This window comes from Methylobacterium sp. 190mf, assembly GCF_900107945.1.
Taxonomy (GTDB): Bacteria; Pseudomonadota; Alphaproteobacteria; order Rhizobiales; family Beijerinckiaceae; genus Methylobacterium.
The window spans coordinates 137,129-163,534 of the sequence record NZ_FNVI01000005.1 but is presented as its reverse complement, the minus strand read 5'-3'; the positions used below and the strand labels follow the sequence as shown (position 1 = coordinate 163,534).

The 26,406-nt window shown below is 73.1% G+C and carries 18 protein-coding genes; 9 read left to right on the top strand and 9 right to left on the bottom strand.

What is annotated here, in order from left to right:
- The first annotated feature begins 357 nt into the window (after nucleotides 1-357).
- Complete coding sequence (locus C4T42_RS07840) at nucleotides 358-1,491, top strand: aromatic ring-hydroxylating dioxygenase subunit alpha (RefSeq protein ID WP_051123736.1); 1,134 nt, start codon at nucleotides 358-360, stop codon at nucleotides 1,489-1,491.
- Between the two features lie 7 nt (nucleotides 1,492-1,498).
- Here C4T42_RS07840 and C4T42_RS07835 read toward each other — a convergent pair whose 3' ends face one another.
- A complete protein-coding gene (locus tag C4T42_RS07835; RefSeq protein WP_020092612.1) occupies nucleotides 1,499-2,233 on the bottom strand; it encodes a methyltransferase domain-containing protein in 735 nt (244 codons plus the stop codon).
- Nucleotides 2,234-2,308: 75 nt separating this feature from the next.
- On the opposite strand from C4T42_RS07835, the gene trmD reads away from it, so the two are divergent.
- Both trmD and C4T42_RS07820 read left to right on the top strand, forming a co-directional pair.
- On the top strand, nucleotides 2,309-3,073 hold the full coding sequence (gene trmD, locus C4T42_RS07830; RefSeq protein ID WP_020092613.1) for a tRNA (guanosine(37)-N1)-methyltransferase TrmD: 765 nt from the start codon (nucleotides 2,309-2,311) through the stop codon (nucleotides 3,071-3,073).
- Nucleotides 3,074-3,424: 351 nt separating this feature from the next.
- Nucleotides 3,425-4,594 (top strand): phosphoserine transaminase, encoded by a 1,170-nt coding sequence (locus C4T42_RS07820; protein ID WP_020092614.1) that lies wholly within the window; start codon nucleotides 3,425-3,427, stop codon nucleotides 4,592-4,594.
- Nucleotides 4,595-4,807: 213 nt separating this feature from the next.
- Here C4T42_RS07820 and C4T42_RS07815 read toward each other — a convergent pair whose 3' ends face one another.
- The 3 genes from C4T42_RS07815 to tesB all read right to left on the bottom strand — a co-directional run bounded on the left by C4T42_RS07815 (nucleotide 4,808) and on the right by tesB (nucleotide 7,927).
- Nucleotides 4,808-6,307: an ammonium transporter gene (locus C4T42_RS07815; RefSeq protein ID WP_042675605.1), complete on the bottom strand. Its 1,500-nt coding sequence runs from the start codon at nucleotides 6,305-6,307 to the stop codon at nucleotides 4,808-4,810.
- Nucleotides 6,308-6,388: 81 nt separating this feature from the next.
- Complete coding sequence (locus C4T42_RS07810; protein ID WP_010683623.1) at nucleotides 6,389-6,727, bottom strand: P-II family nitrogen regulator; 339 nt, start codon at nucleotides 6,725-6,727, stop codon at nucleotides 6,389-6,391.
- 300 nt (nucleotides 6,728-7,027) lie between these two features.
- Nucleotides 7,028-7,927, bottom strand: coding sequence for an acyl-CoA thioesterase II (gene tesB, locus C4T42_RS07805; RefSeq protein WP_091976800.1), 900 nt, complete (start codon nucleotides 7,925-7,927; stop codon nucleotides 7,028-7,030).
- 98 nt (nucleotides 7,928-8,025) lie between these two features.
- Between tesB and C4T42_RS07800 the strand changes: the two genes are divergently transcribed.
- Entirely contained in the window at nucleotides 8,026-9,291 is a 1,266-nt protein-coding gene (locus C4T42_RS07800; protein WP_103984967.1) for an FAD-dependent monooxygenase, read from the top strand.
- 21 nt (nucleotides 9,292-9,312) lie between these two features.
- Here C4T42_RS07800 and C4T42_RS07795 read toward each other — a convergent pair whose 3' ends face one another.
- The 5 genes from C4T42_RS07795 to C4T42_RS07775 all read right to left on the bottom strand — a co-directional run bounded on the left by C4T42_RS07795 (nucleotide 9,313) and on the right by C4T42_RS07775 (nucleotide 16,831).
- On the bottom strand, nucleotides 9,313-10,266 hold the full coding sequence (locus tag C4T42_RS07795) for a phosphatase PAP2 family protein (protein WP_103984966.1): 954 nt from the start codon (nucleotides 10,264-10,266) through the stop codon (nucleotides 9,313-9,315).
- 74 nt (nucleotides 10,267-10,340) lie between these two features.
- Nucleotides 10,341-11,375 carry an acyltransferase gene (locus C4T42_RS07790; protein WP_103984965.1) on the bottom strand — a complete coding sequence of 345 codons (1,035 nt, stop codon included), beginning with the start codon at nucleotides 11,373-11,375 and terminating at the stop codon, nucleotides 10,341-10,343.
- 133 nt (nucleotides 11,376-11,508) lie between these two features.
- A complete protein-coding gene (locus C4T42_RS07785) occupies nucleotides 11,509-12,012 on the bottom strand; it encodes a cupin domain-containing protein (RefSeq protein WP_020092621.1) in 504 nt (167 codons plus the stop codon).
- A 132-nt stretch (nucleotides 12,013-12,144) separates the two neighbouring features.
- On the bottom strand, nucleotides 12,145-13,677 hold the full coding sequence (locus C4T42_RS07780) for a glycosyltransferase (protein WP_103984964.1): 1,533 nt from the start codon (nucleotides 13,675-13,677) through the stop codon (nucleotides 12,145-12,147).
- 19 nt (nucleotides 13,678-13,696) lie between these two features.
- Complete coding sequence (locus C4T42_RS07775) at nucleotides 13,697-16,831, bottom strand: rhamnan synthesis F family protein (RefSeq protein WP_026604845.1); 3,135 nt, start codon at nucleotides 16,829-16,831, stop codon at nucleotides 13,697-13,699.
- A gap of 336 nt (nucleotides 16,832-17,167) precedes the next feature.
- Here C4T42_RS07775 and C4T42_RS07770 point away from each other — a divergent pair, with 336 nt between their 5' ends.
- The 5 genes from C4T42_RS07770 (at nucleotide 17,168) to C4T42_RS07750 (ending at nucleotide 26,406) form a co-directional block, all read left to right on the top strand.
- Entirely contained in the window at nucleotides 17,168-18,172 is a 1,005-nt protein-coding gene (locus C4T42_RS07770; protein WP_026604846.1) for a MoxR family ATPase, read from the top strand.
- A 2-nt stretch (nucleotides 18,173-18,174) separates the two neighbouring features.
- Nucleotides 18,175-19,086, top strand: a complete 912-nt coding sequence (locus C4T42_RS07765; protein WP_103984963.1) for a DUF58 domain-containing protein — start codon at nucleotides 18,175-18,177, stop codon at nucleotides 19,084-19,086.
- Nucleotides 19,087-19,093: 7 nt separating this feature from the next.
- Nucleotides 19,094-21,913, top strand: coding sequence for a DUF4159 domain-containing protein (locus C4T42_RS07760; protein ID WP_020092626.1), 2,820 nt, complete (start codon nucleotides 19,094-19,096; stop codon nucleotides 21,911-21,913).
- 334 nt (nucleotides 21,914-22,247) lie between these two features.
- Nucleotides 22,248-24,329, top strand: a complete 2,082-nt coding sequence (locus C4T42_RS07755) for a membrane protein (RefSeq protein WP_042671469.1) — start codon at nucleotides 22,248-22,250, stop codon at nucleotides 24,327-24,329.
- A gap of 151 nt (nucleotides 24,330-24,480) precedes the next feature.
- On the top strand, nucleotides 24,481-26,406 hold the full coding sequence (locus C4T42_RS07750) for an extracellular solute-binding protein (RefSeq protein ID WP_020092628.1): 1,926 nt from the start codon (nucleotides 24,481-24,483) through the stop codon (nucleotides 26,404-26,406).

Below are 26,406 nucleotides of genomic sequence, written 5' to 3'. Positions count from 1 at the left end.
GCGCTGAGCGGCGCTGAGCGGCGCTGAGCGGCGCTGAGCGGCGCCGACCGCATGTCCGGATCCTGAAACGCCGAAGGGCCACCCGAGAGGGTGGCCCTTCCATTGCCGAACCGTGTTGTCCGGCGGAACTGTCCCGAGATCGGGTCTCTGACGCGTCTTAGAGCGACGCGCCGGAGGCGACGGTCCAGGTCCGATGAGCCGAGACACACGGCTGATGACAATGAGACACTGGATCACCTCCTTTCGTTGGTTGCGGGTGAGGCGAAGGTAGGTGGCCGCGCCCGGCTTGTGAAGCCCCGCGCCTGCGCCCGTTTGTCCTCCCCGGCCCGGCGCTTCCCCGTCCCGGCGGCCGGGCGTATGACGGGCGCCCCGAGGTCTGCCCGAACCGCCTTGAACGCGCCCTTCGCCAACCCGCCGCGCCCCGCCGACGAGGCCGCGCTCGATCCCGACGCGATGCGCCAGCCGCTCGGCAACGCGTGGTACTGCGTCGGGCAGTCCCGGAGCCTCGGCAGGGTGGGCGGCCGGTCGGCCCTGCGGGCTGTGGCGCTGAACGGCGAGCAGATCGTCCTGGGCCGCGCCCCCGACGGCGCGCCCTTCGCGCTGCGCGACCGCTGCCCTCACCGCGGCATGGCCCTGTCGAAGGGCCGGTTCGACGGCGACACCCTGATGTGCCCGTTCCACGGCTGGCGCTTCGGCACCGACGGGCGCTGCCGCGACGTCCCGACCCTGTCGGAGCACGACGCCGCCGACTTCTCGCGCATCCAGGTGCAGCGCTTCCCCGTGCGGGAGAGCGCCGGCTTCCTCTGGGTCAACCCGCATCTCGGCCCGGCCGCCGGCGCGGTGCCGGAGGTGCCGGCGCTGGATTTCGAGCCCGCCGGATCCCTCGTGGTCGAGCTGGAGGTCGAGGCCTCCTTCGACTTGACGACGCTGAGCCTCGTCGATCCCGGGCACGTCGCCTTCGTCCACGATTCGTGGTGGTTCCGGCCCTCGAAGCAGCTCCGCGAGAAGGTGAAGACCTTCCAGCCGGTGCCGCACGGCTTCGTGATGACGAGCCACGCGACCACGACGAGCTCGCCGGTCTACCGCCTGCTCGGCGGCATCCCCGAGGTCGAGATCGAGTTCCGCCTGCCCGGCGTGCGGCTGGAGCGCATCCGCGCGGGGGAGAAGCGGGTGGCGAACTACACCTTCGCGACGCCGCTGACGCCGGACCGGACGCTGCTCACCAACGCCCTCTACTGGAGCATGCCGGCCCTGAACCTGCTCAAGCCGGTCGCGCGCCCGCTGATGCGGCAGTTCCTGACCCAGGACCAGCAGGTGCTCCAGCACGCGCAGGACGGGCTCGACCGCAAGCCCACCATGGTGCTGTTCGGCCAGGGCGACCTGCCCTCGCAATGGTATTTCCGGCTGAAGCGCGAGGCCCTGGAATCGGCCCGCGACGGGCGCCCGTTCGTCAACCCGCTGGAGCGCCGCGAGCTGCGCTGGCGCTCCTGAGGTGCCGCTACCGCGCCGTCGAGTCGTCGCGGCAGGGCCGGACCGTCTCCGGCCGCGGGCGCGCCTCCGGGGCGGGGGCCGCGAAGATTGCCAGGTAGGCCCCGTCCGCGAGCGGCCGGAAGCCGGTCTCCCGGTAGCCCGCGGCGGCGAGCTCGCAGCGCAGGAGCGCCGGCGGCGTGCCGTGCCGCGACGGGATCGCGTCGGCGTCGACGATCCCGACCCGGGCGCCCGGGCGCATCGCGGCGGCGAGGTTGTGGAGCAGGCCGAAGGGCTGGGTGATCTCGTGGTACATGTGGACGAGGATCGCCGCGTCCACCGAGGCCGGGGGCAGGCGCGGGTCGTGCGGCTCGCCGCGCACGACCGTGACGTTCCCGAGCGCCTTCACCCGCTTCTCTAAGGCCGCCAGGTAGGACGGCGTCACGTCCTCGGCGAGCACGCGGCCCCGCGGCCCGACCCGAGGGCTCAACCGCACCGCGTAGTAGCCGCTGCCGGCGCCGATATCCGCCACCGTCTCGCCGGGCGCGATGCCCATCCCCTCGGCCACCTGCTCGAACTCGCCCGCCCTGTCGCGCTCGGCCTCCGAGGACCAGCGCGGCGCGACGATCTCGGCCACGGGCCGGTCGGGCCTGGGGAAGGCGGCGGCGGGCGCGCCCAGGGGCGCCAGCGGCTCGGCGGCGCGGGCCGGGCCGGCCAGGGCGGCGGTGGCGGCAGCGGCCGCGAGGAGGGCGAGGGCGCAGATCATGGCCGACAACCCGCGGGGCGCGCCGACGGTGCCGGGCCCGTTGACCGTGCCGCACCCCGCGCGCCATCAAGCGCCATGACGCGCGCGGACACGCCCTGGCGGGCCACGATCCTCACCCTCTACCCGGAGATGTTCCCGGGCCCGCTGGGCGTGTCCCTGTCGGGCGACGCCCTGGCGCGGGGCGACTGGACCCTGGAGGCCCGCAACATCCGCGCGCACGGCCTCGGCCGCCACCGCTCGGTGGACGACACGCCGGCCGGCGGCGGGGCCGGGATGGTCCTGCGCTGCGACGTGCTCGGCGCCGCCATCGACGCCGCGACTTACGACGCCGCGACCGGGGCCGACGACCCGCGCCCGCGCCTGCTGATGTCGCCCCGCGGCCGGCCGCTCACCCAGGCCCGCGTGCGCGACCTCGCGGCGGGACCGGGCGCGCTGATCGTCTGCGGCCGCTTCGAGGGCGTCGACGAGCGCGTCATCGCCGGGCGCGGCCTGGAGGAGGTCTCGATCGGCGACTACGTGCTGTCCGGCGGCGAGATCGCCGCGCTGGTGGTTCTGGACGCCTGCGTGCGCCTGCTGCCCGGCGTGATGGGCAAGGTGGAATCCGGCGTCGAGGAGAGCTTCGAGGGCGGGCTCCTCGAGTACCCGCACTACACGCGCCCCCGCGACTGGGAGGGCCGCGCGATCCCGGACGTCCTCTCCGGCGGCAACCACGCCGCCATCGCCCGCTGGCGGCGGGCGGAGGCCGAGCGGATCACCGCCGAGCGGCGCCCGGACCTGCGCCCCGGGGGCAGCCCCGGTCAGGCCGGCTCGAGGTCGATCACCGGGCCGTCGCGGTCGTAATCCGGCGGGTCGAGCCGCAGCGGCTGCGGCACCAGCCGCGGTGTCCGGCTCGCCTGCAGGAGGCGGGGAATTAAGGCCCCAATAACCAAGAGTAGAACGGACCAGACCGCCAATATCGCGGCGCTGTGGAAAGTCATCGGCGCACCTCAAACGCTACGCGGCACCTCATTAAGGCTAACGGGCCGGGATTAATCGACTGTTCCCCGCCGCCCGGGGCCGTGTCCCGACCGGGGGCAGCGCCGCGAAGACTGCCGCCGGGACGGGCGCTTGCAAGCCGGCCGGTTTCGGCGCATGCGCGAGCCGGGACGCGCCTCCCCCGGGAGCGCGGCCCTCTGCAAGGATGGATCCGCCATGACCAGCCGCCCCACGCAGCGCCCGCGCGTGCCCCACTTCTCCTCCGGCCCCTGCGCCAAGCGCCCCGGCTGGACCCCGGCCGCCCTGGCCGACGCCGCCCTCGGCCGGTCGCACCGCTCCCCCCTCGGCAAGGCCAAGCTCGGCCGGGCGATCGACCTGACCCGCACGGTCCTGCAGGTGCCGTCCGACTACCGGATCGGCATCGTGCCGGCCTCCGACACCGGCGCCGTCGAGATGGCTATGTGGACGATGCTCGGGCCGAAGCCCGTCGCGGTCGCCGCCTGGGAGGCGTTCGGCAAGGAGTGGGTCACGGACGCGCTGAAGCAGCTCAAGATCGCGCCGCGCATTCACCAGACGCCCTACGGGATCCTGCCGGACCTCGCGGCGATCGACACGAAGAACAGCGACGTGGTCTTCACCTGGAACGGCACCGCGGCCGGCGTGAAGGTGCCGGACGGCGACTGGATCGCGGCCGACCGCGAGGGCCTGACGATCTGCGACGCGACCTCGGCGGCCTTCGCCCAACCCCTGCCCTGGGACAAGCTCGATGTCGTGACCTTCTCCTGGCAGAAGGTGATGGGCGGCGAGGCGGCGCACGGCATGCTGATCCTCTCGCCCCGCGCCGTGGCGCGACTGGAGAGCCACACACCGTCCTGGCCCCTGCCGAAGATCTTCCGCCTCACCAAGGACGGCAAGCTGATCGAGGGCATCTTCAAGGGCGACACGATCAACACGCCCTCGATGCTGGCCGTCGAGGACTACCTCGACACCCTGGACTGGGCCGAGCGGATCGGCGGCCTGAAGGCGCTGCACGCGCGGGCCGACGCCAACGCGAAGGTCGTCTACGACTGGGTCGCGCGCACGCCCTGGATCGCGCCGCTGGCCGCCGATCCCGCGACCTACTCGAACACGGGCGTCTGCCTCGTGATCGCCGATCCGGATGTGCTCGCCCGCGGCGACGCGGCGGTCTCGGCCTACGCGGCGGGGATCGTCGAGCGCCTCGACCGCGAGGGTGTCGCCCTCGACATCGGCGCCTATCGCGACGCGCCGGCGGGCCTGCGGATCTGGTGCGGCGCCACCGTGGAGACCTCGGATCTGGAAGCGCTGACGCCCTGGCTCGACTGGGCCTTCGCGGAGGAGAAGGCGGCGCTGACGCGGGCGGCGTGAATGCTTCGGGGTCGATGCCCGGTCGCCGCCCCGCATCGTCTTTGCGAGCGGAGCGAAGCAATCCAGGGCTTCGCTCCGATTCCGACCGCAGCGCTGCCCTGGGTCGCTTCGCTGCGCTCGCGATGACGGCCTGACGCGAAAAAACCCCGGTCCTCACGGAGCCGGGGTTTTCTCGTTCGGGGGACGCGGCCCCGCGGGGCCGCGCCCTCCGTCTCAGTAGTTGTAGGCGCGCTCGCCGTGATCGGCGATGTCGAGACCCTCGCGCTCCTCCTCCTGCGTGACGCGCAGGCCGATCGTCACGTCGACGAGCTTGTAGAGGATCGCCGAGCCGATGCCCGACCACAGGAGCGTCAGGCCGACCGCCTCGGCCTGGACGATGAGCTGGCTCATCATGTCGTAGGCACCGACCGCGAGCTCGCCCGGCTTCGAGGTGTAGTCGGGGATGCCGACGCCGCCGAGGTTCGGGTCGACCAGGATGCCGGTCGCCAGCGCGCCCAGGATGCCGCCGACGCAGTGGACGCCGAAGACGTCCAGCGAGTCGTCGTAGCCGAGCGCGTTCTTCACGGTCGAGCACATCACGAAGCAGACCACGCCGGCGACGAGGCCGAGCACGATCGAGCCCATGGGGCCGGCGAAGCCGGAGGCCGGGGTGACCGCGACGAGGCCGGCGACCGCGCCCGACAGCATGCCGAGCAGGGACGGTTTGCCCTTGAGGGCCCACTCGGCGAACAGCCACGCCACCGCGGCGCCGCAGGTCGCCACGAAGGTGTTGAGCATGGCGAGGGCGGCGGTGCCGTTGGACTCGAGGTTCGAGCCGGCGTTGAAGCCGAACCAGCCGACCCACAGCAGCGAGGCGCCGATCATCGTCATGGTCAGGGAGTGCGGGGCGAGCAGGTCACGGCCGTAGCCGATGCGCTTGCCCATGATCAGGCAGCCGACGAAGCCGGCGATGCCCGCGTTGATGTGCACGACCGTGCCGCCCGCGAAGTCGAGGGCGCCCTTCTGGAAGAGGAAGCCGGCATCCTTGTTGACCGCGTCGAGGGCCGCCTGGGCGGTCGCCTTCGAGGCGTCGTCGGTGGCGGCGGCCAGCGCCTTCGCGGCGTTGCCGACGGCGTCCGGGCCGGCCCAGTACCAGACCATGTGAGCCATCGGGAAGTAGATGATCGTGACCCAGAGGATCGTGAACACCACCAGCGCGGAGAACTTCATCCGCTCGGCGAAGGCGCCGACGATCAGCGCGGGCGTGATCATGGCGAACGTCATCTGGAAGCACAGATAGGCGTATTCCGGGATCACGACGCCGTTCGAGAAGGTCGCGACCGTCGAGTTCGCGTCGACGCCCTTCAGGAAGGCCTTCGAGAGGCCGCCGACGAAGTCGTTGAGGCCGCCGCCGCTGGTGAAGGCGAGGCTGTAGCCGTAGAACACCCAGAGCAGGCCGACGATCGACACGATCGCGAACACCTGGGTCAGCACCGACAGCATGTTCTTGGTGCGCACGAGGCCGCCGTAGAACAGCGCGAGGCCCGGGATGCTCATCATCAGCACCAGGGCCGACGAGATCATCATCCAGGCCGTGTCGCCCTTGTTGGGGATCGGCGAGGGCGGCGGCGAGGCGGCTTCCGGTGTCGGGGTCTGCGCGAGGGACGGCTCGATCAGGAGGGCGGCGATCGCCGCCCCTCCCAAGCCGAGCATGAGGGCATGACGAAGTTTCATGGGCACGTGGCTCCCGGTCTCAAGTCCGTAGTGTTTCAGGAGGTCTGGGGATCGGCGGGCCCGGGCGCACCGGGCCGCGGATCAGAGGGCGTCGGCGTCGGTCTCGCCGGTCCGGATGCGCACCGCCTTCTCCAGCGGCATCACGAAGATCTTGCCGTCGCCGATCTGGCCGGTCCGCGCGGCCCCCGCGATGGCGTCGATCACGCTGGACGTCAGGTCCGAGGCGACGGCGACCTCGATCTTCAGCTTCGGCAGGAAGCTGACGGCGTATTCCGCGCCGCGGTAGATCTCGGTGTGGCCCTTCTGGCGGCCATAACCCTTCACCTCCGTCACCGTCAGGCCGTGCACGCCGATTCCGGTGAGCGCGTCGCGCACCTCCTCGAGCTTGAACGGCTTGATGATGGCCATCACGATTTTCATGGGCGACGCCCCCTTCGAAGTCCTCGGGAACCGTTGCCGTCACCCGACCTGCGGGACGAGCCGACCCGGACCGTCCGCAGGCTCGGGATGACCCGCGGTCGAAGGCCGCTATTCAAGGACTATGCCAGACAAGCTTGGCCGGGAACATTTTCGCCGGTCGCCATTTTGCCCATCGATTAGCCCGATACGGCCAGATAGCGGGCAGGTCCGGTCGCGCCGCCGCACAAAGACGAGGCAATCTGCCCAATTCCGTGCATCTCGCCCCGTTGCGTGCCGGCAACACACGCGCGGCAACGCGATTTAATCCCGCGTCGGGCGGATCAGCCCCTCCTGGGCCACCGACGCCACGAGGTTGCCGGCCCGGTCGAAGATCTGGCCCCGGGCGAAGCCGCGCGCGCCGCCCGCGACCGGGCTGTCCTGGGCGTAGAGCAGCCAGTCGTCGATCTTCACGGGCCGGTGGAACCAGAGCGCGTGGTCGAGGCTCGCCGCCTGGATCGTCGGGTCGAACACCGAGCGCGCGTGCGGGATCAGCGAGACGTCGAGCAGGGTCATGTCGGACGCGTAGGCCAGCACGGCCCGGTGGAGTGCCGGATCGTCCGGCAGCGCCGAGGCCGCGCGCAGCCAGACATTGAAGATCGGGTCCGGCGCCCGGCCGCCCGCGCCGGCGGGCAGATAGCGGTTCAGATCGACCGGCCGCAGCGCGATCGGCCGCTCGCGGCCGAAATAGGCGGCGATCGCCTCCGGCATCCCGGTGCCGCCGGCCGCCGCCAGGGCCTTGCCGTCGAGGAGCCCCTCGGGCCCGGCCACCGCCGGCATCGCCGGCTGGTGCGTGAGCCCCTCCTCGACGACCTGATAGGACACCGTCGTGGCGAAGATCGCGCGCCCGTGCTGGATCGCCTTGACCCGGCGGGTCGTGAAGCTCCGCCCGTCCCGGATCCGCTCGACCTCATAGACGATGGGCGTGCGCGGGTCGCCGGGCAGCATGAAGTAGGCGTGGAGGGAGTGGGCGGGACGGTCGTCGGGCACCGTCCGGGTCGCGGCGACCAGGGCCTGCGCCACCACCTGCCCGCCGAAGACGCGCCGCCAGCCTGTCTTAGGGTTCTGGCCGCGGAACAGGTCGACCTCCAGGCGCTCTAGGTCGAGGATGGCGATCAGCTCGGCGACGGCGTCCGTCATCGCGTCGGTGTTGGCGTCGGTCATGACCCGCGGGGTTTCCGTTCGTTGCCCGCGTGCGACATAGGCTTTTCGGACGAACCAATCCACGCGTCCCGCGCTGGACCCCTAGGAGATCCGCCCCGATGACGGCCGAGACGCCTCGCTCCGGCAGCCGCAGCCTCCTGATCGCCGGCGGCGGCCTGCCCAGCCTCGCCCTGGCCCTCGCCCTGAAGCAGGCCCACGGGCCGGCGCTGGCCGAAACGGTGATCGATCCGGGCGCCGCCGACCCCGCCCGGCATCGCGGCCGCGCCTACGCCCTCGCGGCGGGCGGGCGGCGCATGCTGGAGCACCTCGGCCTGTGGGCCCGGGTCGCCGAAGCGGCCGAGCCGATCGGCGAGATGGTGATCAGCGACAGCCGCCTCGCCGACCCGGTGCGGCCGGTCTTCCTGACCTTCGGCCGCGAGGCGGACGCGGAGCGCGACGACGGCGAGCCCTTCGCCCACATGATCGAGGCCGAGCCGCTCGCCGCGGCCCTCGCGGAGGCCTGCCGGGCGGCGGGGGTCGCGATCGTCGCCGCCGGGGTGGTGCGCGCGGTGCCGGAGGGGGCCGCGATCCGCGCGGCGCTCACCACCGGCGAGACCCTGCGGGGCGACCTGCTAGTGGCCGCCGACGGCGCGCGCTCGCGGCTGCGCGAGGCGGCGCGGATCGGCTGGGTCGGCTGGTCCTACCCGCAGGTCGGGATCGTGGCGACGATCGGCCACGCCCGGCCGCACGAAGGCCGCGCCTTCGAGCACTTCCTGCCCGCGGGCCCGTTCGCGATCCTGCCGCTACGGGACGGCGGCCCCCTGGGGCACCGCTCCTCCATCGTCTGGACCGAGCGGTCGGACGACGCCGAGGCCCTGCTCTCCGGCGGCCCCGACGAGGTGCTCGCCGAGATCGAGCGCCGGTTCACCCTGGATCTCGGCGCGCTCGCGCTGGAGCACGGACCCAGCCGTCACCCCCTCGCCTTCGGCATCGCCCGCGCCTTCCGCGCCGAGCGCCTCGCCCTGCTGGGCGACGCGGCGCACGTGATCCACCCGATCGCCGGCCAGGGCCTCAATCTCGGGCTCGCGGACGCCGCGGCGCTGGCCGAATCCGTGACCGGCGCGCTGCGCCTCGGCCTCGACCCCGGCAGCCCCGACGTGCTGCGCGCCTACGAGCGCGCCCGGCGCTTCGACAGCTTCGCCATGGCGGCGGCGACCGACGGGCTGAACCGGCTGTTCTCGAACGACGCCCTGCCGCTGCGGCTCGCCCGCGACCTCGGCCTCGGGATCGTGGACCGGCTGCCGGGGCTCAAGCGCTTCTTCATCGGCGAGGCCGCGGCCGCACGCGACTCGCGGCCCCGGCTGATGCGAGGCGAGCCGCTCTGAGGTGCCCGCGGGCCGCGCGCGTCAGGCCCGCCCGGGTGCGGGTCCGCCCTCGGGCGCTCCGGGACTGGGCGCGTCCGCGGCCCACCGCCGCCCGAGCGCCCGCGCGGCGCAGATCGCCAGGACGGCGATGACCAGCCCGGCGATCACGTCGACGAAGTAGTGGCCGCCGTCGATCGGCGTGGCGGCGATGAGGAGGACGTTGACGAGAAGGGCCGGGATCCGGGCCGCGCGCAGGTGCCAGAAAGCCCAGATGTAGAGGGCCCCCAGCGCCGCGTGGAAGCTCGGGAACGTGATGATGCCCTCGACGTGGTCGAGGGAGATCGTCCGGAGCGCGCCGTCGCGCAGGCCGGTCAGGTCCGCGACGTGGACGTAGGACGCGGCCGGGTGCAGGTTGGGGAAGTCCGCCGGGGACAGGCCCAGGTACACGAAGTTCGCCAGGGCCGGCGTCAGCGCCGAGATCAGGACCGTCACCGTGCCGGCGAGGGCGAAGGCCAGGACGAAGTCCCGCAGGGCCCGCAGCCGGCCGCTGAAGCCCAGCAGGATGACCGCCAGCATGGTCTGCAGGATCAGGCTCCGGTAGGCCAGCGAGAGCGCCAGCCCGAGCCGCGGATGGCCGTCCACGAAGGCCAGGTAGGCGCGCCAGTCCAGTCCGAGCCGCCGGTCCCAGGCGTCGAAGGTCGAATCCCAGAGCGGGCCGCCGGTGCTCGCGACGGTGTACGACAGCGCGGCCGCGCAGGCGCTGAAGGCGATGACCTGCGCCAGCGCGCTCAGCGTCGCGGCGATGCGCGGCTCGGGGCGTCGCGTGCGGTAGACCTGCGCCAGGGCCTCGAGCCCGCCGCAGGCCGCGAGGGTGACGAGGGCGCTGTCCCAGGCGAAGTGCAGCCCGGCGACCGCCATCCAGACGATCGTGGCGACCAGCGTGGCGGCGATGAGGGGCCACGCGCCGACGCCGCCGCGCGGGCGCTCAGCGAACATCGGGGCCCCTGGCGTGTGGCGCTGTCATCGAAGGTCTTGCCGCCGGAATGCCGGCGGATCGTCCCGCACAAGTCTTAAGGATCCGCCCCGGGCAAGCCCGGCCGCGCGCGACGCCGGCGGCCGGCGAGCCCGTCGACCAAGCCGTCGACAACACTGTCGGCGGCCGCGCGGACGGCCCGGATCGGCCCGCGCAGCCCGCGAGCCGCGATCAGGTGCAGGGGCAGGCCGATTGCGGCGAGCAGCACCAGGCCGTCCCACCGGTCCCAGGCGGGCCAGTGCGGCGCCAGGAGGAGGAAGACGCCGCTGACGATGTAGAGTTCGAAGCTCGCCCGCCCCAGCAGGCCGGCCGCGGCGCGCGGCGGGCCGCGCAGCCGGCCGGCGACCGCCAGCGCGAACGCCGAGCCCGCCACCGCCGTCACGGCGAACAGCGCCGGGTCGCCGTAATGCCCGGTCGCGACGTGGACGAAGTTCCGCGGCGCGGAGAGCAGGAGCACGGCGAGGCCGCAGGCGCCGAGCAGCGCCGACACGTCGAACGACCGTGGCCCGAGCCGCAGGCCCGCGACGTAGAACGGCAGGGCGCCCACGAGCGCGTGGACCTGCCAGTACGGGAACGCCCGCGCGCTGCAGGTCCACGACAGGGCCAGGGCGCCGCCCAGGACGATCCAGTAGCCGCCCGGGAAGGTCGCCGCGCGCGCCGCGGCGTCGATCACCCGCACAAGCCCCAGGGCGACCAGGAACCAGAGCACGCCCAGACCGAAGTCGCGGCCGCACAGCGCGTCGCCCAGCGCGTCCCCGGGCGACAGGGTGCCGGCGAGGGCCTGGGGCACCAGCGCGAGGGTGCCGAACGCCAGCGTCACCGCCACGAGCCGCAGCGCGGAGCGGCAGGCTTCGCCGAGACTCGCCTCGCCCTTGATCCGGTCGACCATCCCGCAGAGCAGGAAGAAGAACGGCATGTGGAAGGCGTAGATGACCCGCCAGACCGCGAGGGCCGGCCCCGGCTCGGGCCCCGACGGGCCGTAGAAGACGGGCTGCAGCAGGTGGCCGGACAGGACCAGCAGCACGGCTAGACCGCGCGCGGCGTCGAGCTGCAGGTCGCGGGGTGGGGGCATCGGGTCGGTTCGCGGCGTCGGAGCGCCGAAGATGCCGCGCCGAGCCTTAGCAAGCCGTGTCACCGGATCGCGGGATTCAACCTAGATTACGCCTCGTCGGCGCGGCGCGGCGGACGCCGCCGGCGCCCGCGCCTCAGCCGGCGACGAGCGCCCGCGCCCGGCGCAGCCAGCGCAGGGACGCCTCGACCAGGGTCGGGCTGCGGTGCTTGAGGATCGCCGATTTGAGGAGCGTCCTCGGCACCTCCCAGAGCTGGACGGACCCGACCGGGAAATGCGCCACGTCGCCCGGCGTTAGGTGGTGGCGGCTGCCGTCGGCGTCGGTGACGAAGACCTCGCCGTCGAGGATGGTGATGATCTCGTCGGCGTGGTGGGTCCAGCGGAACGTGCTGGCCGTGGTGCGCCAGAGGTAGACCTGCGCGCTGCCGTCATGGGTCTGCGAGACCTCCGCGACCTCGGTGACGGGGTCGCCGGAGACGACCCAGTCCGCCGGGATCGGCGCCGGGGCGAAGGCGGCGCCGCCGGACCGGACCGCCGTGCTGGCGACGGGACGGCCCCGCTCGTGCAGCCGGATCTCCGCCGCGAGGCCGACCAGGGCGAGGCCGACGAGGAGGGCGGCGGCGGTGAGCGGCTTCTTCACGTTGGGCTCCCCACCCCAGCACGGACGAGTCCGTCCGCGCATCGCCCGCAAGGGGTAGAGGGTCGGACTGCCCCGTTCCAGCCCGCGACGCCGAACTTCGCGCGTTTAGCTTAACCCGGGCGCGCCGGCCGCTCAGGCGGCGTCCGCCCGGCGCTCCGCGATCCAGCGCGTCGCGTCGGCCCGCGGGGCGACCACGTCGGTGTCGATGCGCAGCTGCGGGCTGTAGGCCGGATCCTCCGCGATGACGTCGCCCCAGCGGCGCAGGAAGCGGGCGATCTGCGAGCCCGGCGCGAAGCTGGTCTGCCGCGAGGCGCTCTCGTGGTGCGCCATCTCGGCGAAGGGCGTGTAGACGATGCGGTAGCCGAGCTGCCGCATTTTCAGGCAGAGGTCGACGTCGTTGAAGTCGAGGGCGAAGCCCTCGTCGAAGCCGTTGACCGCCTCCAGCACCGCCTTGCGGGTGGCGAAGAGCGCCCCTGTCACCGCCGAGCAGTCGCGCTGCGTCAGGGCCCAGTCGCCGTAGGTCGGCTCGGCCGCGTCCCGGTTGTACCAGGGGTGGGCGAACACGTCGAAGATGCCGCCGGTCATGCCGGCATGCTGGATCTTGCCGGTGGGGAACAGCAGCCGGCCGCCGGCGCCGCCGACGCCGCGGTCCAGCGCGAAGGTCAGGAGCGCCTCGATCCAGCCGGGGCGGCGCACGACGAGGTCGTCGTTCATCAGGATGACGAGGTCGGTCTCGGCCGCGCGCCAGAGGGTGTTCATCTTGGCCGCGTAGTTGAACCGCTCGCCCGGCGCCCGGGTCGTCAGCAGGCGGGTCACGGTGAAGCGGTCGGAGCGGCCGCGGTAGATCGCGTCGTCGGCCACGTCGTCGCCGATCAGCACGCGGATCCGGTCGGCCGGGTAGGTGCTGCGGCCGAGACTGTCGAGCAGGTTGATCACGTGGGGCTTCGCGCCCTCGACGGCGCGGCCCTGATCGTCCTTCGGGCGGCTCTGGTTGGTCGGCACGACCAGGGTCACGGCCGGCCGCGCGTCGAAGCTCCGGCGGATCTCCAGCGTGTCCGGGGTCAGCCCCGGGGCGGTGCGCAGGGGCATGCCGGAGGCCTCGAACCAGCGGTCGAGGGCGTGGGCGCGCGCCGTGCGCATCGCCTTCGGGCGCTCCAGCGGCGAGGCGATCAGGGTCTGGGGGATCCGGTCGATGCCGATCCCCGCGGAGATCGCGCCGAGCAGGAATCGGAACCACGCGGCGCTGCCGTGGCGCAGGCCGAAATCGGGGCTCAGGCCGGCCAGGGCCGAGACGCGGATCAGCAGCGGGAAGCCGATAAAGTCGTCGGCCATCAGGAGGGCCGGGTTGAAGGCCGGCTTGCAGTGGACGCTGCGGACCTGGCCGGCGCCGTCCACCACGGCGTCGTCGCCGTAGAAGATGCCGATATCGGGCCGCTCCGCCAGCGCGCGCGTCAGGTGCGCCGCGAGGTCGGGGCGCAGCTCGGAGGCCGCGGGCGCGACGAAGATCGCCCGGCAGGCGGGGAACTGGCCGGAAGCGACCTGGGCGAGCCGGCGCTCGTCGAGGGGACGGAGCTGCCCGTCGAGGGGCAGCGGCAGGATCGCGTCCGGCCACGGGAGCGTGCCCCACGAGGCCGACGGGGCCGGGACCGGCTTCTTCTTCAACACGGGTCGCGTCTCCGGGGATTCAGGACCGTTCGGCGGCCAGGAGGCGGGTCAGGCTCGCCTCCATGGCCCGCGCCACCGCGCCGATGGACAGGCGCTCGCGGATGCGCGCCCGGGCGGCGGCGCCGATCCGGGCCGCGTCGCCGCCGGTCACCGCCCGGGCGGCGTCGTTGAGGGCCCGGGTCAGGTCCGCCTCGTCCACCTGGCCCCACTCGGCGCCGCGCAGGTACGGGCCGTAGGTCTGGTCGAGGGCCGTGACCTCGGCCTTCACGGGGAAGCCGCAGGTGGCGTCGAGGAAGTCGCGGCAGCCGCCGTAATCGGTGGCGACCACGACCTTGCCCATCTCCATCGCTTCGGCGATCGTCAGGCCGAAGCCCTCCGAGGAGTGCGACGACGCGTAGATTGCGCAGAGATCGAACAGCGCGCCGAGCTCGTTCTGGGAGAGCGGCTGGTCGATCACCACGACGTCGCCGGACGTGCCCACGAGGTCGAGGAGCTTCTTGCCCTCCTCGGGCAGGTCGAACACGTGCTTGGTCTTGAGCACGAGCTGCCAGCCGGCCTGCCCGAGACCCGCCGCCCGGAAGGCCCGGATCAGCGCGTGCGGATTCTTGCGGGCGAGGTAGCTGGAGCCGTCAAAGGCGTAGAGGATCACCCGCTTGGACGGGTCGATCGCGAAGGCCTTGCGCAGGTTCGCCTTGGCGGCGGCGCTCACCGGCTCGCCGGCCTCGTTCTCGACCACGTAGGGCACGACGTCGACCGGGATGTCGGTGATCTGCCGGAAGATCGCCGCGCAGAACTCCGTGGGCGCCCAGATCGCGTCGAGGCCGTCGACGGTCGGCAGCCAGCCCCCGGGCACGTGCGAGGTCTCCCAGACGAACAGCCCGATCTTCAGCCGCGCCTCGGCGGCGATCGCCCGCTGCCGGTCGCTCATCAGCGAGTGCCAGCTGTCGCCGTTGAAATGGACCAGCGCGACGTCGGCGGGGCCCGAGAAGGTCCGGGCCTGCCACGCCGGCGCCACCCGGGCGTGGACGTGGAACGGCCGCTCCATCGGGTGGACGTTCAGCGCGAAGGGGGTCCGATGCAGGGCGCGGGCGTAGCTGCGGGCCGCGACGCCGAGGCCGTTGGCGTAGTTCATCGGCGAGACGTAGGCGACGCGCAGCGGCCGCTCCGGCGCCCGGGGCCGGCGCAGGTCGGCCCAGATCTTGGCGCCCGGATACGTGTAGGTCACGTCGAGCCGGTCGAGGTCGAAGCCGCGCTCGGCGATCGCCTCCCGCACCGCCGCCCCGCCGATCGCGGCGTGCTCGCCCAGCAGCGAGCGCTTCACGAACGGGAAGCCCTGGCTGAGCATGTTCTCCCAGTCGAACAGGGTGCGGTTGTTGCGCGGGTCGTTGACCAGCGACATGTGCTTGTTCTGGGCCGAGAACAGGCTGCGCATCCCGAGCCCGGCCGCCCGCATCCGCTGCGAGAAGGTCAGCTCGTACTCGGTGATGACCGCGTTCTTGTCCGGCCAGTTCGCCACCGACAGGAGGAAGTGGCTGAACGCGTACGAGGACAGGCAGCGCCGCTTCAGGGCCAGGAAGAAGCTCTGGAGGTGGTGGCTGTAGTAGAAATTGTCGGCGAGGCCGATTACCGCCTCCGGGAAGGCGTCGATCTTCGCGAGCAGGCCGGCGAAGTCGTCGCGGTCGAGGGGGCCGACGAGGCTGTCGTTGGCGAGGTAGAGCGTCTCGGAATCGAGGAGGTCGGTGTCCTCCAAGAGGACATGCGCCCAGGCGGCGAAGTCGAAGCCGCTGTTCTCGCGCAGGTAGACCGAGGCGCAGAGATCCAGGATCGCCTGCGGCACGGCGTTCTTGTGCTGGTCGGCGGCGATGATCAGGACGAGGTCGGTCCCGTTCTCCGCGAAGGCCTTGAGGTAGGGCTCGACGTGGCCGCGGATCCGCCCCTCGGGGCAGTGTGTGATGAACAGGGCCGTGCGGCCGTGCCGCCGGGGCTCGCGCTTCAGGCAGGAGAGGCGCGCGTCGGAGGCTTCCGGCACCGCGGCCCCGGGGACGCGGCGGGTCAGGCGGCCCGCCTCCAGGCCGGTGGTGACGTAGTCGATCAGCGGGTTGAGGCCCAGCGCCGCGACCTTCGGGTAGCGGGCGCGGTACCAGGGCGCGTCGAAGCGCGGCGACGGGCTCGTCGTGCGCCCGCCATCGGCGAGGAAATGCGCCAGCGGGTTCTGCCCGGCCGCGTCGTCTTCAAGGTAGGTCTCGGTGTACCAGCGCGTGGCGAACCAGGGCCCCGGGTCGAGGCCCTCGGCGGCGCCGTGCTCCAGGTAATGGACCAGCGGGTTGAGGCTGTCGGCCCGCACCGCGGCGGACTGGGCCGCGTACCAGTCGGGATCGAACAGCGGGTGGGGCGCGTAGCGGCGGTAGCCGCCGGCCATCACGTAGTGCTCCAGGGGCTCGAGCCCGCTGGTCTCGGCCTCGGGGCAGCGCTCGCGGTAGAACGCGGCGTCGAAGAGCCCCGACCGCCGGATCAGGTCGACGTGCCGCGACAGGCCGGCGAACTCCTCCGGGTTGCGCAGGTAGCCCTGCTTCCGGCCGGTCTCGAAGAAGTGGCTCAGCGCGTTGCCGCCGGCCGCGCGGGCATCCGGGTAGCGGGACAAGTACCAGGCGGTGTCGAACTGAGGCGACGGGTCGGTGTCGCCCCGCGACAGGAAGTCGGAGAACGCCCAGGCGCGGTGCTCCGCGCCGCCGAGGTAGCGCGTCGCGTACCAGTCCGGGTCGAACAGCGGGTTGGGGCGGATGCCCGCCGCGGCGCCGCGGTCGAGGTAGTGGAGCAGCGGGTTGGTGCCCTCGGCCCGGAGGCCCGGGACGGAGTCGAGGTAGAGGTCGCCGTGGAAGAGCGGGTGCGGCCAGCGCCCCTCGCGCCCGCCGTGGACCGCGTAGTGCACCGCCGGATCGATCCCCTCGCCGACCACGTCGGGGTAGCGCCTCGCGTACCAGGCCGGGTCGAACAGGCCGGATTCCTTGACCGCGCGGACGAGGTCCGCCTGGCGGGGTTCGGTGCGGCGGCGGCCCTTGAGGCGCCGGGTCAGCGGGCGCGCGAGGGACTGCGCCGCGCCTGCGAGGCCGGCCTTCTCCGACGATCCGACGACGAACACATCTCGAAGGCGCATGGTCAGGTCCGGATACGCGGGAAGCCCGCAAAGCTGCCCACGCCGCGATCCGCGAGAGACATCAGAGGGTTCGGCCGGTCCGGCGGTCGCGGGTGAGGATCGCCCCGGCTTGGGCGCCTTCCTAAAGGTCCGGGTCGCCCACGCCAAGAGCGGGGCGGGATCGGCGTCCGACCCATCGCGGGCGGCTCCGGTCTCGGCGAGGGCGCCGGACGCCGCCAACGCGGCCGCGAACGGGCGTGCGGCGATCCCGACCTTGCCAGCCCGGCACCTGAAGCCCCACACTTGCGGGATTGGCCGGCGGGTCCCGCGGGGCCCGGGCAGGAGATGGATATCGGCATGACGCAGGGGATCAGCCCGGCCACCACCCTGGACGACGGCATCGTGGCGACGGCGGAGAGCTGCCTCGCCGATGTCGGCGCGGCGCGGGAGGCGATCCACGGGGTGATCTTCGGCCAGGAGAAAGTGGTCGATCTCGCACTCGTGACCATCCTGGCCGGCGGCCACGGCCTGCTGGTCGGCCTGCCGGGCCTCGCCAAGACCAAGCTGGTCGAGACGCTGGGCACGGTGCTGGGCCTCGACGCGCGGCGCGTGCAGTTCACGCCAGACCTGATGCCCTCCGACATCCTCGGCACCGAGATCCTAGAGGAGGACGCCGAGCGCCGCCGGGCCTTCCGGTTCGTGCAGGGGCCGGTCTTCACCCAGCTCCTGATGGCCGACGAGATCAACCGGGCGAGCCCGCGCACGCAGTCGGCGCTGCTGCAGGCCATGCAGGAGGGCCACGTCTCGGTGGCGGGCGCCCGCCACGACCTTCCGCGGCCGTTCCACGTGCTGGCGACCCAGAATCCGATCGAGCAGGAGGGCACCTATCCCCTGCCCGAGGCGCAGCTCGACCGCTTCCTCCTGGAGATCGACGTCGGCTACCCCGACCGCGCCGCCGAGCGGCGGATCCTGATCGAGACCACCGGCGTGGACGAGGCGCGCCCGCGGGCCGTGATGTCCACCGAGCAGCTGCTCACCGCCCAGCGCCTCGTGCGCCGGCTGCCGGTGGGCGAGGCCGTGGTCGAGGCGATCCTCGACCTCGTCCGCGCCGCCCGGCCGGACAGCGGCGACGCCATCGTGAAGGACAAGCTCCTCTGGGGTCCCGGCCCCCGCGCCAGCCAGGCGCTGACGCTCGCCGCCCGCGCCCGGGCGCTGATCGAGGGCCGGGTCGCGCCGTCGGTGGCCGACGTGAAGGCGCTCGCCGAGCCGGTGCTCAAGCACCGGATGGCGCTGAGCTACACTGCCCGCGCCGACGGCGAGACCATCGAGGGCCTGATCGCCAAGCTCGCGGAGAAGCTCTGACTTTGGTCGCGACGAACGCCCTCGACGCCGGCAGGCGCACCCCCGGCCGGCGCGAGAGCGAGGGCGCGACCGCCCTCTCCGACAAGATGCCCCGCCTCGTCCTGGAGGCGCGCCGCGTGTCGAGCCTGCTGGCCCACGGCCTCCACGGCCGCCGCCGCGCCGGGCCGGGCGAGAGCTTCTGGCAGTTCCGCCCCTTCGTCACCGGCGAGGCCGCGGCCCGCGTCGACTGGCGCCGCTCGGCCCGCGACGACCGGCTCTACGTGCGCGAGCGCGAATGGGAGGCGGCCCACAACATCTGGCTGTGGATCGACCGCTCGGCCTCGATGGGCTTCGTTTCGGACCTCGCCTCGGCCCCGAAGATCGAGCGCGCGCTGATCCTAGGCCTCGCCCTGGCCGACGCCTTCGTGGAGGGCGGCGAGCGGGTGGGCCTGCTCGGCCTGACCCGCGCGAGCGCCTCCCGCGGGATCGTCGAGCGCCTGGCCCAGGCGCTCGTGGCCGACACGGCCGGCCTCACCCAGGACCTGCCGCCCCGGGCCAGCCCCGCCCGCTTCGACGAGGTGGTGCTGATCGGCGACTTCCTGACCCAGCCCGACCGGATCGCGGCCTCCATTCAGAGCCTCGCCGGCCGCGGCAGCCGCGGCCATCTCCTCATGGTGGCGGACCCGATCGAGGAGACCTTCCCGTTCACCGGCCAGGCCGTCCTGCACGATCTCGAGGGCGGCCTCAGCCTCGACATCGGCGACGCCGACGCCTGGGGCGCGCGCTACCGGGCCCGGATCGCCGAGCACCGGGCCGCCCTCGCGTCCATCGCCCGCGGCCAGGGCTGGACGCTGACGATCCACCGCACGGACCGGCCGGCGAGCGAGGCGGCCCTGCGGCTCGCCACGCTCATCGCCGCCCGCGGCACCGAGTGAGGCCGCCATGCTGGGTCTGACCTTCGCGGCGCCGCTGGCGCTCGCCGCCCTGATCGGCCTGCCGGCCCTGTGGTTCCTGCTGCGGGTGACCCCGCCGCGCCCGCGCCGGATCAACTTCCCGCCGCTGAAGCTCGTCGCCGACCTGATCCCGCAGCGGCAGACCCCGGCGCGCACGCCGCCCTGGCTGCTGATCCTCCGGCTCCTGATCGCCGCCGCCCTGATCCTCGCGGTGGCCGGCCCGGTCTGGAACGCCGGTGGCGTGGGGGCCGGGGGCGGCCGCAGCGCGCTCCTCGTGCTCCTCGACAACGGCTTCCCGGCCGCCCACGACTGGCGCGACCGCCTGCGCGTCGCCACCGACGCGGTGGAGGGCGCCGCCCGCGACGGACGGCCCGTCGCAGTGATCGGCCTCGCCGACGCCCCCGCGGCCTTCGAGGCGAAGACGCCGGCCGCCGCCCTGGAGCGGCTGCGCGCGCTCGCGCCGCGGCCGATCCTCCCCGCCCGCGACGCGCATCTCCCGACGATCGAGACCTTCCTCGACAAGAACCGGGGCGCCGGCCTCGTCTGGATCAGCGACGGCGTCGCCGGCGCGAGCGACACGCGCTTCGCCAAGGGGCTGGCCGACCTCGCGGGCGACAGGGGCGCGGCCCTCACGGTGCTGCGGGCCGACAGGCCGCCGGCCCTCGCCCTGACCGCCACCGAGAACGCCGGCAAGCTCGTGACCCACGCCCTGCGGGCGGCGCCGAACGGGCGCGACGCGGGCGTGATCCGGGCGCTCGACCAGAAGGGCCTGCCGCTCGCCGAGCGCGACTTCGCCTTCGCGGCCGACGCCACCGAGGCGGACGCGACCTTCGAGATGCCGGTGGAGCTGCGCAACAGCATCAGCCGGCTGGAGATCGCGGGCGAGCGCTCGGCAGGCGCCGTGGTGCTGCAGGACGAGCGCGGCAAGCGCCGCCGGGTCGGACTCGTGTTCGGCGGCACCCTCGACCAGGCGCAGCCGCTCCTGGCGCCGACCTACTACCTGTCGCGGGCGCTCCAGCCCTTCGCGGACGTGCAGGAGCCGCGGGGCGCCAAGGGCACGGCGGACTCGATCAACCAGCTTCTCGACAATCAGGTCTCGGTCCTCGTGCTGGCCGATGTCGGCGCGCTCGACGAGAAGACCACCGCGCGGATCGAGAGCTTCGTGAAGGACGGCGGGATGCTGCTGCGCTTCGCCGGCCCGCGGCTCGCCGCCGGCAACGATCCGCTGGTGCCGGTGCGGCTGCGCCGGGGCGGCCGGACGCTCGGCGGCACGCTCTCCTGGGACAGCCCCAAGACCCTGGCACCGTTCCCGCCCGAGAGCCCGTTCGCGGGCCTGACGCCGCCGGCCGATATCGGCGTGCGCCGCCAGATCCTCGCCGAGCCGGACGGCGACCTGCCGAACCGGACCTGGGCGTCGCTCCAGGACGGCACGCCGATCGTCACCGCGCAGAAGCGCGGCCAGGGCACGATCGTCCTGTTCCACGTGACCGCCGACACGACGTGGTCGAACCTCCCGCTGTCCGGCCTGTTCATCGACATGCTCCGGCGCGTCGTGGCGCTGGCCGGCGCTTCCGCGCCGGTCCAGGGCGATGCCACCCGGGCCGCCCCCCCGGTGCTCGCGCCGCGGGTGACTCTGGACGGGTTCGGCGCGCTGGGCTCGCCGCCGGCCTCGGCCACAGCGGTGTCGGCCGACTACGCCGACCGGGCGAACCTCGAACATCCGCCGGGCTTCTACGGCCCGCCGGACGGAGGCATCAGCGTGAACGCCCTGAAACCGGATGACCGGCTGAAGCCCCTCGACACCGCCGCGCTCGAGGGCGCCCGGTTCGGATCCCTCGCCGGCGCCGAGACCCTGGACCTGCGGCCGAGCCTGTTCACCCTGGCGCTGCTGCTGCTGGCGCTCGACACCCTGGCGGGGCTGTGGCTCGGCGGCTTCCTGCGCCGCGGCGGTCTGGCGGCCCGCCTGCGCGGCCGTCCGGCCGTGCTGGCCCTCGCCGGCCTCGTCCTGCTCGCCGCCCTGCCGGCGCGCCCGGTCCGCGCGGAGGAGCCGCCGGCCAACCGGCCGAACGGCATCGAATCGGCGCTGGTCACGCGCCTCGCCTACGTGATCACGGGCGACGCCGCCGTCGACGAGGCGAGCCGCACCGGCCTCACCGGCCTGACCCAGATGCTGGCCGCGCGCACCGCGCTGGAGCCGGGCGAGCCGGCCGGGATCGACCCGGCGAAGGACGAGCTGGCCTTCTACCCGCTGATCTACTGGCCGATCGCCCCGAACCGGCCGCAGCCCTCGGACGTCGCGATCCGCAAGATCGACGCGTTCATGCGCAACGGCGGCACGGTCCTGTTCGACACCCGCGACGCGCTCACCGCCCGGCCGGGCGGGCCGCCCACCCCGGAAGGAGCCTATCTCCGGAAGATGCTGGCGACGCTCGAGGTGCCGGAACTGGAGCCGGTGCCCCTCGACCACGTGCTGACCAAGGCCTTCTACCTCGTGGACAGCTTCCCCGGCCGCTACGCCACGGGCCAGACCTGGGTGGAGGCGCTGCCGCCCGCCGCCGAGGGCGCCGAGCGCCGCCCGGCCCGCGCCGGCGACGGCGTGAGCCCGATCATCATCACCGGCAACGACCTCGCCGCCGCCTGGGCGGTGGGGCGCCGGGGCGAGCCGCTCTACCCGGTCGTGGGCGGCGACCAGCGCCAGCGCGAGATGGCATTCCGCGGCGGCGTGAACATCGTGATGTACACGCTCACCGGCAACTACAAGGCGGACCAGGTCCACGTGCCCGCGCTGCTGGAGCGGCTGGGGCAGTGATGGGTTCGGACACACGGCGCGCGGCCGCCTTCCCTCCCTCCTCTGCATGCCTGCAGATTCGAAGCGCGCGCGCGGCGCCGCGTCGGCAGGACGGGGCGCGGGTCCCCTCTCCCGTGCGGGAGAGGGACACGGTGAGGGGCCAGATCTCCCCGGACGCGGCGCTCCCTGCCGGCACATCGACGGCGTGCTCGAGCCTGTACCTTCCCGACCCTCACCCCAGCCCTCTCCCGCGCGGGAGAAGGAGCCCGTCGCGCCTGCCCGCGCCGCCGCGTGAGCGTGGCGGTTCATGGAATGAGGCGCGGCGCCGCCTCACGGATCCGGAGCGCTCCGCCCCATGCTGAGCCTCAGCTTCACCCCGCTCCTGCCCTGGCCGGCCATCGCCGTCCTCGGAGCGATCGTCGCCGTCCTGGCGGTGTTCGCCGTCCTGGCCCGGGGCCGCACCGCGCTACTGCGCGTCCTCGTCCTCGCCCTGGTCCTGGCGGCGCTCACCAACCCCGCGCTGGTGCGCGAGGACCGGGAGCCCGTGAAGGACGTGGCCGCCATCGTGGTCGACCGGTCCGGGTCCCAGCAGCTCGGCGACCGGCCGCAGATGACCGACGCGGTCCGCGCCGAGCTGCAGCGCCGGTTCGGCGCGCTCACCGACATCGAGCCGCGCTTCATCGACGTGCCGGATTCCAAGGACGGCGACGACGGCACCAAGCTGTTCACGGCCCTGAGTCAGGCGCTCGCCGACGTGCCGCCGGAACGCCTCGCCGGGATCGTGATGCTCACCGACGGCGTGGTGCACGACGTCCCCGCCTCCCTGGCCCAGCTCGGCATCAAGGCGCCGCTCCACGTCCTCGTCACCGGTCACCCGGACGAGCGCGACCGGCAGATCAAGCTCCTGGAGGCGCCGCGCTTCGGCATCGTCGGCAAGGACCTGACGATCCGCGCCGAGGTCATGGAGCGCGGCGGGACCGGCCACGCCGTCGTCACGGTGCGCCGCGACGGCGAGGAGATCGGCCGGCGGGACGTCGCCACCGACAAGCCGTTCGCTCTGAACCTGCGCATCGAGCACGGCGGCCCGAACGTGGTGGAGATCGAGGTCGAGCCGCTGCCGGGCGAGCTCACCACGGTCAACAACCGGGCGGTCCTGCCGATCGAGGGCATCCGCGAGAAGCTCCGGGTGCTGCTCGTCTCCGGCGAGCCGCACCAGGGCGAGCGCACGTGGCGCAACCTCCTGAAGTCGGACGCCAACGTCGACCTCGTCCACTTCACCATCCTGCGGCCGCCGGAGAAGCAGGACGGCACGCCGATCTCGGAACTCTCCCTGATCGCCTTCCCGACGCGCGAGCTGTTCGTCCAGAAGATCAAGGACTTCGACCTGATCATCTTCGACCGCTACGCCAACCAGAGCGTGCTGCCGCAGGCCTATTTCGACAACATCGTCCGCTACGTCCGCGAGGGCGGCGCCCTGCTGATCGCCGCCGGCCCCGAATTCGCCGGACCGGCCAGCCTCGCCCGCACGCGGCTCGCCGGCATCCTGCCCGGCGACCCCGACGGCCGGGTCGTCGAGAAGCCCTACAAGGCGACGCCGACGCAGGTCGGCCAGCGCCACCCGGTGACCCGCGCCCTGCCGGGCTCGGACGCGAACCCGCCCGCCTGGGGCGACTGGCTGCGCATCGTCGAGGCCCGGACCCGGCCGGGGATCCAGCCGATCCTGTCGGGGGCCGAGGGCCTGCCGCTGCTCGCGCTGTCGCGCGAGGACAAGGGCCGCGTCGCCCTGCTCCTGTCCGACCACGCCTGGCTCTGGGCGCGGGGCTACCAGGAGGGCGGCCCCTATCTCGACCTGCTGCGCCGCCTCGGCCACTGGCTGATGAAGGAGCCGGCCCTGGAGGAGGAGGCGCTGCGCGCCCAGACCACCGGGCGCGGCCGCGAGGTGCGGGTCGAGCGCCAGACGATGGCGGACCAGGCCGAGCCGGTCACAGTGACGGGCCCCACCGGCAAGGTGACGACGCTGACGCTCAAGCCCCAGGAGCCCGGCCTGTTCACCGCGACCTTCGACGCGGAGACCCTGGGCCTGCACACCCTGCGGTCGGGCAACCTCGTGGCCTTCGTCAGCGTCGGGCCGGCCAACCCGCGCGAGCTCGCCGACGTGTTCAGCGACACTGAGCGCCTGAAGGCCGCGGCCGACGGGTCGGGCGGCTCGGTCCGCCGGGTCGCCGAGTCGGGCGGCATCCAGGTGCCGCGCCTCGCGCTGGTGCGCGGCGGCCGCCTCGCCGGCAGCGACTGGATCGGCTTCCGGCCGAGCGACAGCGCCAACATCCGCGGCGTCGAGGTCTACCCGCTGGCGCTCGGCCTCGCGGCGCTGGCCACGCTGGCGGCCGCCCTTCTCGCCATGTGGCTGGTCGAGGGCCGGCGGGGGCGGGCGGCGTGACGCGGACTTGCGGCTGGGCGCGCCTTCGGCCCCGCGCGGCCCTGTGCGCTCCCGCATGGTCGACGGGCGGCGGTCCGCGTCCTATGACCCCCTGACATGTCGAGAGAGTCCGCGTCCGGCGCGGGCTCGAACCAACGGAGACAGCCTGCCCGTGACAGCGCAGACCGTGACTGGACGCCTCCTCGCCGCGACACTCCTCGTCGCCTGCCTCCAGCTCGCCCCGGCCCTTGCGCAGGAACCGGCCGCGATGCCGTCGACGCCGCCCACCGTGCCGGCCACCCTGCCGGCCGCCAACGGCCAGTGGACCCACGCGATCACGCTGATGGGCCAGCCGAAATACGGCCCGGACTTCAAGCATTTCGACTACGCCGACCCGGCAGCCCCCAAGGGCGGCATGGTCCGGTTCGGGGCCCAGGGCGGGTTCGACAATTTCAACATCGTCGTCGCCGGCCTGAAGGGCGACCTCGAGAACGGCATCCAGCAGATCTACGATCCGCTGATGACCGAGTCGTCGGACGAGCCGTTCACCTCCTACGGCCTGCTCGCCGAGGCGGTGCGGATCGCCCCCGATCTCGGCTCCGTCTCGTACCGGCTGCGCGAGAACGCCCGCTGGCACGACGGCAAGCCGATCACGCCCGAGGACGTGGTCTGGTCCTTCGACGTGCTGAAGGCCAACAGCCCGTTCTACGCCGCCTACTACCAGACGGTGGCCAAGGCCGAGGTGACCGGGCCGCACGAGGTGACCTTCACCTTCACGGAGACCGGCAACCGCGAGCTGCCGCAGGTGATCGGGCAGCTGCGCGTCCTGCCCAAGCACTGGTGGACCGCCAAGGATTCCAACGGCAAGGCGCGCAGCGTCACCGAGACGACCCTGGAGCCGCCGCTGGGCTCGGGCCCCTATCGGCTCGCGAAATTCGAGGCGGGCCGCACCACCACCTACACCCGCGTGCCCGATTACTGGGGCAAGGACCTGCCGGTGAATGCCGGGCGCTACAACTTCGACACCGAGCGCTACGAGTACTTCCGCGACGGCACCGTGCTGGTCGAGGCGCTGAAGGGCGATCTCTACGATTTCCGGGTCGAGAACATCGCCCGGAACTGGGCGACCGCCTACGAGGATTTCCCCGCCGTGAAGGAGGGCCGCCTGATCAAGGAGGCGTTCCCCGAGCGCGGCATGGGCATCATGCAGGCCTTCGCGTTCAACACGCGCCGGGACAAGTTCAGGGACCCGCGCGTGCGCCGGGCCTTCAATCTCGCGATGAACTACGAGGAGATGAACAAGGCGCTGTTCTACGGCCTGTACAAGCGCATCAACTCCTACTTCTTCGGCTCGGAGCTGGCCTCCTCCGGCCTGCCGGAGGGCGAGGAGAAGGCGATCCTCGAGAGCGTCAGGGACAAGGTCCCGGCCTCGGTCTTCACCACCCCCTACGCCAACCCTGTCAACGACGGCCCCGAGGCGGTGCGCAGGAACCTGCGCGAGGCCGTCGGCCTGCTGCGCGAGGCCGGCTACGAGCTGCGCGGCGGCAAGATGGTCAGCAAGGCGACCGGCGAGCCGCTGACCGTCGAGTTCCTGGAGTTCCAGAACACCTTCGAGCGGGTCATCCTGCCGTTCTCGGCGCAGCTGAAGCTGATCGGCATCGACGCCACCCTGCGGGTCATCGACCAGGCGCAGTACCAGAACCGCATCCGCAACTTCGACTTCGACGTCACCACGGCGTCGTGGGGCGAGTCGCTCTCGCCGGGCAACGAGCAGCGCGAGTACTGGGGCTCGGCGGCGGCCGACAAGCCGGGCTCGCGCAACCTGATCGGGATCAAGGATCCCGGCATCGACGCCCTGATCGAGAAGGTCATCTTCGCCAAGGACCGCCACACCGTGGTCGCGGCGACGCGCGCCCTCGACCGGGTGCTCCTCGCCCACGACTACGTCGTCCCGCAATGGTCCTCCGACCAGCAGCGGACGCTGCGCTGGAACCGGTTCGGCCACCCGGCGATCCTGCCGCTCTACGCCAGCTCCGGCTTCCCGACGACGTGGTGGTACGACGAGACGCTCGCCGCCAAGACCGGGGCGCCCCGTTGA

Coding starts and splice junctions, on each gene's coding strand:
- C4T42_RS07840 (WP_051123736.1), top strand. CDS start 358: ATGACGGGCGCCCCGAGGTCTGCCCGAACCGCCTTGAACGCGCCCTTC.
- C4T42_RS07835 (WP_020092612.1), bottom strand. CDS start 2,233: ATGATCTGCGCCCTCGCCCTCCTCGCGGCCGCTGCCGCCACCGCCGCC.
- trmD (WP_020092613.1), top strand. CDS start 2,309: ATGACGCGCGCGGACACGCCCTGGCGGGCCACGATCCTCACCCTCTAC.
- C4T42_RS07820 (WP_020092614.1), top strand. CDS start 3,425: ATGACCAGCCGCCCCACGCAGCGCCCGCGCGTGCCCCACTTCTCCTCC.
- C4T42_RS07815 (WP_042675605.1), bottom strand. CDS start 6,307: ATGAAACTTCGTCATGCCCTCATGCTCGGCTTGGGAGGGGCGGCGATC.
- C4T42_RS07810 (WP_010683623.1), bottom strand. CDS start 6,727: ATGAAAATCGTGATGGCCATCATCAAGCCGTTCAAGCTCGAGGAGGTG.
- tesB (WP_091976800.1), bottom strand. CDS start 7,927: ATGACCGACGCCAACACCGACGCGATGACGGACGCCGTCGCCGAGCTG.
- C4T42_RS07800 (WP_103984967.1), top strand. CDS start 8,026: ATGACGGCCGAGACGCCTCGCTCCGGCAGCCGCAGCCTCCTGATCGCC.
- C4T42_RS07795 (WP_103984966.1), bottom strand. CDS start 10,266: ATGTTCGCTGAGCGCCCGCGCGGCGGCGTCGGCGCGTGGCCCCTCATC.
- C4T42_RS07790 (WP_103984965.1), bottom strand. CDS start 11,375: ATGCCCCCACCCCGCGACCTGCAGCTCGACGCCGCGCGCGGTCTAGCC.
- C4T42_RS07775 (WP_026604845.1), bottom strand. CDS start 16,831: ATGCGCCTTCGAGATGTGTTCGTCGTCGGATCGTCGGAGAAGGCCGGC.
- C4T42_RS07770 (WP_026604846.1), top strand. CDS start 17,168: ATGACGCAGGGGATCAGCCCGGCCACCACCCTGGACGACGGCATCGTG.
- C4T42_RS07760 (WP_020092626.1), top strand. CDS start 19,094: ATGCTGGGTCTGACCTTCGCGGCGCCGCTGGCGCTCGCCGCCCTGATC.
- C4T42_RS07755 (WP_042671469.1), top strand. CDS start 22,248: ATGCTGAGCCTCAGCTTCACCCCGCTCCTGCCCTGGCCGGCCATCGCC.